The following is a 7,744-nucleotide window of genomic DNA, read 5'->3' on the forward strand; positions in this document are numbered from 1 at the left end:
AGTAAACAATCAGCTTTTGATCAGTTTAGCGTAATAGAAGCCATCGCCGTCATCGGCGTGTGGAAGGTTTTGTCTGCCTGGTTTTTCCCTCGTGCCGGTCTCAACTAGCGTCGCATCCGGGTGAGATTTAAGAAATTCCGCTATTTGCAGGCAATTTTCTTCGGGCAAAACTGAGCATGTTGCGTAAACCATTACACCCTTGCTTTTAAGGCGTGGCCAGACGGCTTCCAGGATCTCTTTTTGCAAGCCTGCCAGCTCAGTAATATCGCTGTCTCTGCGTAGCCACTTTATGTCGGGATGCCGGCGGATAACGCCGGTCGCCGAGCACGGTGCATCCAGCAGAATGCGGTCAAAGATACGCTCGCCAGCCCAGGCCTGTGGCTCACGTCCATCGCCTTGCTTCACTTCCGCATTAAGTTTTAAACGCTGCAGATTCTCATGAACACGCTTCAGACGTTGTTCATCCACGTCCACAGCCAGCACATGAGATTTAGGCGCGGCCTCCAGTATGTGGGTCGTTTTACCGCCAGGCGCGCAGCACAAATCGAGGATCATCTCGCCATCCTGCGGATCCAGCAGATCAACGCTGCCTTGTGCAGAAGCGTCCTGAACCGTCACCCATCCTTCTGAAAATCCTGGGAGCAGACTGACCTGACAAGGCGTGATCAGACGCAGTGCATCGGAATATTCAGGATGTGGAACCGCTTCAATCTGCGCTTCATTCAACAGTCGAAGATAATCGTCGCGGGTATTGTGCATGCGGTTTACGCGTAGCCACATAGGCGGCCTTTGATTATTCGCATCAACAATGCTTTCCCAGGCGTCGGGATAGGCTTTCTTAAGACGATTAAGAAGCCAGCTCGGATGGAGATAGCGGCTGTCATTATTGGCCATACGTTGCAGCAATTCTTCCTGCTGACGCTGGAACTGCCGGAGAACGCCGTTGATCAGACCTTTTAGCTGAGGGCGCTTTAGTGCCACAGCGCCATCAACAGTTTCAGCTAACACTGCGTGAGCGGGAATACGCGTATGAGTTAGCTGATACAGGCCAACCATCAGTAAGTAATGCAGTGTCCGTTGCTTTCCCGTCAACGGTTTTGCCATGAGTTGTTGCAGGCACCATTCGAGCTGAGGCAATACCCTCAGAGTGCCGAAACATAATTCCTGCAATAATCCGCGATCTTTTTCTGAAATATTTTTCTGCAAACCGGGAAGGACCGTCGACAATGACAGGCCTTTATCTAAAACCTGACTGATGGCTTGAGCTGCAATACTACGAAGATTATAGGCTGTTTTCATTGTTCAAATGGCTGAATGGATCAGCATTATCAGAAAGGTAAGGCCCGACGAAATATCGGGCGTAGTCGGAAGGGTCAGGCTAAACGAGAGCCTTCGATAAACCATTCACGACGAGAGTTCAGCAAGTCCTGTGCGGACATTGCTTTTTTACCTGAAGGTTGCAACTGGGTGATATTCAGGATGCCGTCAGACGTAGCAACCTGGATCCCCTTTTTATCTGCAGAAACAATGGTGCCGGGCAGGGTGCTATGGCTTGCAGGCAAACTTTCAGCTGACCAGACTTTTACGGGCTGGTCGTCAATCGTAAAGAAACTGACAGGCCACGGATTAAATGCACGTATACAACGTTCCAGCTGGTCTGCGGAAAGCGTCCAGTCTAAGCGTGCCTCCTCTTTGCTCAGCTTTTCAGCGTACGTAACGAGTTCTTCGTTCTGAACTTCTGGTTGAGCCGTGCCGTTCGCCAGCAGCCCGAGCGTTTCAAGCATACCTTCCGGGCCGAGCTCAGCCAGTTTGTTGTACAGGGATGCACTGGTATCTTCTGGAAGAATGTCACATTCCACTTTATGCAGCATGTCGCCGGTATCCAGACCCACATCCATCTGCATGATAGTGATACCGGTTTTAGCATCGCCAGCCCACAAGGAACGCTGAATCGGCGCGGCACCACGCCAGCGTGGCAACAGGGAACCGTGCACGTTAATGCAGCCCAGTTTAGGCATATCCAGCACAGCTTTAGGGAGAATCAGGCCATAAGCTACGACCACCATCACATCAGCTTCCAAATCGGACACCAGTGACTGGTTTTCTTCAGGGCGCAAAGATTTCGGCTGAAACACGGGAATATCATGAGCAAGTGCCAGCGTTTTTACCGGGCTTGCAGTCAGCTTATTACCACGGCCGGCCGGGCGGTCGGGTTGGGTAAATACACCCACAACCTGATGTTCTGATGACAAAAGCGCGTCAAGATGACGCGCTGCGAAGTCTGGGGTACCGGCAAATATAATCCGCAAAGCAGTGTCCTGTGTTACTCGAATATTAGTCAGCCCGCGCGTTCAGCTTGGCCATTTTTTCCATCTTCTGGCGAATACGCTGACGTTTCAGTGGTGACAAGTAATCCACGAATAATTTACCCACCAGATGATCCATTTCATGCTGGATGCAAATCGCCAGTAAGTCATCAGCTTCCAGCTCGAAGGTTTTACCCTCCCGATCCAGAGCGCGGACTTTCACTTTCTCAGCGCGCGGCACCAGCGCACGTTGATCAGGGATCGACAGGCAGCCTTCTTCAATACCGGTTTCGCCGCTTTTTTCCAGCAGCTCAGGATTGATGAGAACCAGGCGTTCGTCGCGATTTTCAGAGACATCGATAACGATAATACGTTGATGAATGTCTACCTGAGTCGCAGCCAGGCCAATGCCTTCTTCTGCATACATGGTTTCAAACATATCATCCACGATCTGCTGAATTTCGGCGTTAACTTCTTTGACCGGTTTTGCAGTAATGCGAAGCCGCTCGTCTGGGAAATGTAATATCTGTAATACGGACATATTTTTCTGGATCTTTATTCAATTGATTGAAGATATATAGACTCTATTCTAGACATTTCCTGCTCCGATTGACAGCATCCTCTGCCAATTGAATCCTTCGTCGAAAGGCATTGAACAGAGGCAGGATAATGACATTACAGGAAGTATGGATACGTTTATCAGCCGTCAGGCGCCTTGATGCTGCCCATGCCGAAGGCATAATTCGGGCACTCTTCTGCCAGGGGCATTATGGCCCTTCTGAATTATTCTCGTGCGGCCTTACCGCGGAGCAAATAGAAGATTTCAGGAATATCAATCAGCAATGGCTATCCGCGTCGCTAAACTGGCTGGAAGGGGATAGTCGATATCTTGTCACATTTGGCTGTGCGCTCTACCCGCCTTTGTTAGCGCAGATTCCGTCCCCGCCATTGATTTTGTTCGTCGAAGGTAATCCGGATTTGCTGTTATCTCCTCAAATAGCAATGGTGGGAAGCCGTCACTACTCCCATTACGGTGAACAATATGCACAGGTTTTTGCCGGCGGGCTGGTAAGCAGCGGTTTTACCGTGACGAGCGGGCTTGCGATGGGAATTGATGGAATTAGTCATAAAGCAACATTACAGGCACAGGGAAAAACTATCGCCGTTCTTGGCAGCGGGCTGATGAAGCGTTATCCATCTCGTCATTTGATGTTAGCCGACAGTATTCTTGAGCAAGGCGGGACCCTGGTTTCTGAGCATCTGGTGACTGCGCCGCCACTTGCGGCCAACTTTCCGCGCCGGAACCGCATTATCAGTGGTCTCAGCGCGGGTGTTCTGGTTGTGGAAGCAACGTTGCGCAGCGGGTCGTTGATCACAGCCCGTTATGCACTTGAACAGGGCCGAGAAGTTTTTGCTTTGCCCGGCCCACTAGGCAGCCCGACGTCAGAAGGAACTCACTGGCTTATCCAACAGGGCGCTTACCTGGTTACTGAGCCTAATGATATTGCCGAGCATATTGGAAGCGGCTTAACCTGGTTTCCGACTCTGCGAATCCCCGAACTGTCAAAAGCACCCCGAGATAAGCCACCAAAGGCGTCAGAGGCGATTATTTGTGCACAAGAATGCGAAGTTGAATTGCCATTTGCTGATGTGTTGGCTAACGTAGAATATGAGGTGACATCTGTTGACGTCGTCGCCGAACGTGCCGGCCAACCTGTGCCAGAAGTGGTAGGTAAACTACTCGAGCTGGAGTTAGCAGGATGGATCGCAGCTGTATCCGGCGGCTATGTCCGAATTAAGAGGGCAAGCCATGTTCGACGTACTAATGTACTTATTTGAAACTTACATTCACAACGAAGCGGAGATGAATGTTGACGAGGATAGGTTAACGGATGACTTGACCGAGGCTGGTTTTCACCGGGCCGATATTCACAATGCGCTGAATTGGCTTGAAAAACTTGCGGATATGCAAGAGGGTGGAACCCCATCTTATATGCTGGATTCAGATCCTTCAGCATTACGTGTTTACACCGACGAGGAAACGAGCCGTTTAGATAGCAGTTGTCGTGGCTTTTTGTTGTTCCTGGAACAGATAAAGGTTTTAAACTTCGATACCCGTGAAATGGTAATCGATCGTGTTATGGCTCTGGACACTGAAGAATTCGATCTTGAGGATCTTAAGTGGGTGGTGCTGATGGTTCTTTTTAATATTCCCGGATATGAAAGTGCATATCAGCAAATGGAAGAGCTGTTATTTGAAGTTAATGAAGGTTATCTGCATTAAGAGATAACAGGTAAAACGTAACATATGACAAAAGCAGCACTTTTTGCTGAAAAGCAAAATGAATCCTGTCCGGAATGCGGGGCCGATCTGGTGATCCGTAGTGGTCGCCACGGCCCTTTTCTCAGCTGTTCATCCTATCCACAGTGCGAATATATCCGCCCCCTGAAATCACAGGCCGACGGACATATTGTGAAAATCCTGGACGGGCAGTTATGTCCCAAATGCAGCGCCACGCTGGTGCTTCGCCAGGGACGTTATGGGATGTTTATCGGGTGCAGCGAGTATCCGGAATGCGACCATATTGAAGTCATCGATAAACCCGAAGAAACCAGCCTCAGTTGTCCGCAATGCGGCAAAGGACATCTGCTGCAGCGTAAGTCTCGCTTTGGTAAGGTTTTTCACGCCTGCGACCGCTACCCGGACTGCCAGTTTGCCATCAATAATAAGCCCGTTGCCGGCGAGTGCGTGCACTGCCAATATCCTTTATTGATGGAAAAGAAAACGGCGCAGGGTATAAAACTATTTTGTGCCAGTAAACTGTGCGGCAAAGCCGTAGAAATAAAAGATAACGAAGAAAATGAATAAAGAAGCAGAAAACTCACTTGCAAAGGTAATTGAAGCATTACATCAACAGCAGGTTATCGCTTATCCGACTGAGGCCGTATTCGGGTTAGGTTGTGATCCTGACAGCGAGCAGGCGGTTGAGTCTCTTTTGGCTCTTAAAAAACGTCCTAAAGATAAAGGGCTGATTTTAATCGCCGATAACTATCAGCAACTTCTCCCTTATATTGATGATTCATCATTAACCCATCAGCAACTCGAACATATCTTGTCGTTTTGGCCTGGACCGGTGACCTGGGTGATGCCTGCAAAACCCTCAACGCCTGACTGGCTGACAGGGCGCTTCTCGTCGCTGGCGGTCCGCGTAACCGATCATCCGCGGGTTAAAGAGCTCTGCCAGCAATTTGGAAAACCGTTGGTTTCTACCAGCGCGAATCTGAATGGTCAGGAACCTTGCCGATTGGCTGATGAAGTCCGTCTCCAGTTTGGTGAGGATTTCCCAGTGCTCAACGGCCAGGTGGGTGGAAGAGAAAACCCATCTGAAATCAGGGATGCCCTCACCGGCGATCTCATTCGTCAAGGCTAAGGAACGAAAGTCATGCCATCTTTCGCGGTATTCGGTAATCCAATCAGTCACAGCAAATCCCCCCGTATTCATGCATTGTTTGCCAGCCAGACAGGGCTTGAACACAGTTATGGAACGATGCTTGCGTCAAATGAAGATTTTGAAGAAACGCTGCGATCCTTTTTTGAAAAGGGAGCCAACGGGGCAAACATTACTGTGCCTTTCAAAGAGCGGGCATTTGCTGAGTCAGATGAACTGACTGACCGTGCGGCGATGTCTGGCGCTGTAAATACTCTCAAAAAACTTGAAGACGGAAGATTGCTCGGGGATAACACCGACGGAATAGGAATGTTGAGCGATCTGGAACGTCTGGCGCTTATTCAGCCCGGCGATCGGGTATTGCTGATAGGCGCTGGTGGAGCTGCGCGTGGAGTGATCCTTCCGCTTTTATCCTACGGATGCTCCGTTGTCGTTACCAACCGTACTTTTGAACGTGCACAACATCTCAGTCATATATTCGAGAGCAAAGGTGAGATCCGGGCTCTTGCGTTCAGCGAACTGGCCAGCGAGAAATTCGATCTGATTATCAATGCGACGGCATCAGGTATTAATGGTGAAATCCCGGCAATCTCTGAGCAGGTTTTCACTGCACAGACGCGCGTTTACGATATGTATTATCAGGCCGGTCTGACACCTTTTCTTTGCTGGGCCAAAGGCAACGGTGTGACGCATTATGCTGATGGTTTGGGAATGCTGGTGGGACAGGCCGCTCATGCTTTCTATTTATGGCACGGTGTTATGCCAGAAATAGAGCCTGTGCTGGCGCAGTTAAAACAAGATTTACTGGGATAACTGAAAGAGCCTGAACAGCCTTGTTGAATACGTTGTCCAGGCTCATTAACTATTTACTCGCCAGATAGACATCTTTCCATGTGACATAGTTATTTGAAGAGTAGGTCAGCCCCGCAAGTTCATCGGCGGTCAGTTCGCGGATCTGCTTAACCGGGCTTCCTAAATAGAGATAGCCGCTTTCGAGCCGCTTTCCTGGGGGAACCAGACTTCCTGCGCCAATCATTACATCATCTTCTATGATCGCTCCATCCAGCAGTATGGATCCCATTCCTACCAGAACCCGGCTTCCGATCGTACAACCATGCAGCATTGCTTTATGCCCGACCGTGACGTCTTCGCCAATAATAAGAGGGTGCCCTTCAGGATTCTGGCGGGACTGATGAGTCACATGCAGCACGCTGCCATCCTGCACATTCGATCTGCAACCTACCGACACACTATTTACATCACCGCGTATGACAACCAGCGGCCAGATACTGACATCATCCGCGAGATCGACATCTCCGATAACAACACTGGAAGGATCCACCATCACCCTTTCGCCCAATGTTGGCGCTAATCCTTGATAAAGGCGCAAAGCCTGAGACATAGGTAAGTACCTCATAATTGAGTTTTAACCTTGGCAATATAGTCCTGGCTGCGGGAAATACCAATTCAGAGGCGATAAGAACGGTGACAAAACCAGCGGATCGGACGAGATCACGGCGAAAGGGTCGAAAAATACGCAGTCGATCCTTTTATTCAAAAAAAGGCTTGTGCAAAAAATTCGGATCCCTATAATGCCGCTCCATCGACAGGGAACGACGTGAACAACATCACGAAGTGACCGGGTCGGAAAGATTAAAAACAGCGGCAACCGGATAAAATAAACGGTTGACACTGAATGAGGAAAGCGTAATATACGCCACCTCGAGTTAGCAAGCGAAAGCGCGTAACTCACTGCTCTTTAACAATTTATCAGACAATCTGTGTGGGCACTCACAAGACGATATCAGCCACTTCGGTGGCAAAAAATATCAAGTCTTAGAGTGACCAAGCAGTAATTCATTTAGTTGAATTATTACGAAAGTAAACTTTGAGCACCGCTTAACGTGTTTAAGCAAATCGAACTTTTAATTGAAGAGTTTGATCATGGCTCAGATTGAACGCTGGCGGCAGGCCTAACACATGCAAGTC

9 protein-coding genes and 1 rRNA gene are annotated in these 7,744 nt (G+C 49.4%); 6 read left to right on the plus strand and 4 right to left on the minus strand.

Translation table 11 applies throughout. From position 1 onward, the window contains the following. Nucleotides 1–9 precede the first annotated feature (9 nt). The 3 genes from rsmB to def form a co-directional block, all read right to left on the minus strand. The gene (gene rsmB / locus GW579_RS19200) at nucleotides 10–1,299 is read right to left on the minus strand and encodes a 16S rRNA (cytosine(967)-C(5))-methyltransferase RsmB (RefSeq protein WP_165061146.1); all 1,290 of its coding nucleotides are present in this window, start codon (nucleotides 1,297–1,299) and stop codon (nucleotides 10–12) included. A gap of 74 nt (nucleotides 1,300–1,373) precedes the next feature. Beyond that, entirely contained in the window at nucleotides 1,374–2,333 is a 960-nt protein-coding gene (gene fmt / locus GW579_RS19205; protein WP_338105861.1) for a methionyl-tRNA formyltransferase, read from the minus strand. A 1-nt stretch (nucleotide 2,334) separates the two neighbouring features. After that, complete coding sequence (gene def, locus GW579_RS19210; RefSeq protein ID WP_101080126.1) at nucleotides 2,335–2,847, minus strand: peptide deformylase; 513 nt, start codon at nucleotides 2,845–2,847, stop codon at nucleotides 2,335–2,337. Between the two features lie 128 nt (nucleotides 2,848–2,975). Between def and dprA the strand changes: the two genes are divergently transcribed. The 5 genes from dprA to aroE are packed head-to-tail and all read left to right on the plus strand — an operon-like array spanning nucleotide 2,976 to nucleotide 6,568. Further along, complete coding sequence (dprA, locus tag GW579_RS19215) at nucleotides 2,976–4,145, plus strand: DNA-protecting protein DprA (RefSeq protein WP_165061152.1); 1,170 nt, start codon at nucleotides 2,976–2,978, stop codon at nucleotides 4,143–4,145. Further along, nucleotides 4,117–4,590 (plus strand): DUF494 family protein, encoded by a 474-nt coding sequence (locus GW579_RS19220; protein WP_101080124.1) that lies wholly within the window; start codon nucleotides 4,117–4,119, stop codon nucleotides 4,588–4,590. Before dprA ends, GW579_RS19220 begins: the two co-directional genes overlap by 29 nt. 24 nt (nucleotides 4,591–4,614) lie before the next feature. After that, nucleotides 4,615–5,175, plus strand: coding sequence for a DNA topoisomerase family protein (locus tag GW579_RS19225; RefSeq protein ID WP_152327221.1), 561 nt, complete (start codon nucleotides 4,615–4,617; stop codon nucleotides 5,173–5,175). Beyond that, the gene (gene tsaC, locus GW579_RS19230) at nucleotides 5,168–5,737 is read left to right on the plus strand and encodes an L-threonylcarbamoyladenylate synthase type 1 TsaC (protein ID WP_165061155.1); all 570 of its coding nucleotides are present in this window, start codon (nucleotides 5,168–5,170) and stop codon (nucleotides 5,735–5,737) included. The genes GW579_RS19225 and tsaC overlap by 8 nt, the downstream gene beginning before the upstream one ends. 12 nt (nucleotides 5,738–5,749) lie before the next feature. After that, nucleotides 5,750–6,568, plus strand: coding sequence for a shikimate dehydrogenase (gene aroE / locus GW579_RS19235; protein ID WP_165061158.1), 819 nt, complete (start codon nucleotides 5,750–5,752; stop codon nucleotides 6,566–6,568). Between the two features lie 49 nt (nucleotides 6,569–6,617). Here aroE and GW579_RS19240 read toward each other — a convergent pair whose 3' ends face one another. Further along, nucleotides 6,618–7,157 (minus strand): gamma carbonic anhydrase family protein, encoded by a 540-nt coding sequence (locus GW579_RS19240; RefSeq protein WP_165061161.1) that lies wholly within the window; start codon nucleotides 7,155–7,157, stop codon nucleotides 6,618–6,620. 524 nt (nucleotides 7,158–7,681) lie between these two features. On the opposite strand from GW579_RS19240, the gene GW579_RS19245 reads away from it, so the two are divergent. Beyond that, nucleotides 7,682–7,744: ribosomal RNA gene (locus GW579_RS19245) — 16S ribosomal RNA — on the plus strand; the annotation flags it as partial.

This window comes from Rahnella contaminans (assembly GCF_011065485.1).
In the GTDB taxonomy this organism is placed as follows: Bacteria; Pseudomonadota; Gammaproteobacteria; order Enterobacterales; family Enterobacteriaceae; genus Rahnella; species Rahnella contaminans.

Bases quoted from the DNA above. Each gene is read 5' to 3' on its own strand.
- rsmB (WP_165061146.1), bottom strand. From the start codon at position 1,299: ATGAAAACAGCCTATAATCTTCGTAGTATTGCAGCTCAAGCCATCAGT.
- def (WP_101080126.1), bottom strand. From the start codon at position 2,847: ATGTCCGTATTACAGATATTACATTTCCCAGACGAGCGGCTTCGCATT.
- dprA (WP_165061152.1), top strand. From the start codon at position 2,976: ATGACATTACAGGAAGTATGGATACGTTTATCAGCCGTCAGGCGCCTT.
- GW579_RS19220 (WP_101080124.1), top strand. From the start codon at position 4,117: ATGTTCGACGTACTAATGTACTTATTTGAAACTTACATTCACAACGAA.
- GW579_RS19225 (WP_152327221.1), top strand. From the start codon at position 4,615: ATGACAAAAGCAGCACTTTTTGCTGAAAAGCAAAATGAATCCTGTCCG.
- tsaC (WP_165061155.1), top strand. From the start codon at position 5,168: ATGAATAAAGAAGCAGAAAACTCACTTGCAAAGGTAATTGAAGCATTA.
- aroE (WP_165061158.1), top strand. From the start codon at position 5,750: ATGCCATCTTTCGCGGTATTCGGTAATCCAATCAGTCACAGCAAATCC.
- GW579_RS19240 (WP_165061161.1), bottom strand. From the start codon at position 7,157: ATGTCTCAGGCTTTGCGCCTTTATCAAGGATTAGCGCCAACATTGGGC.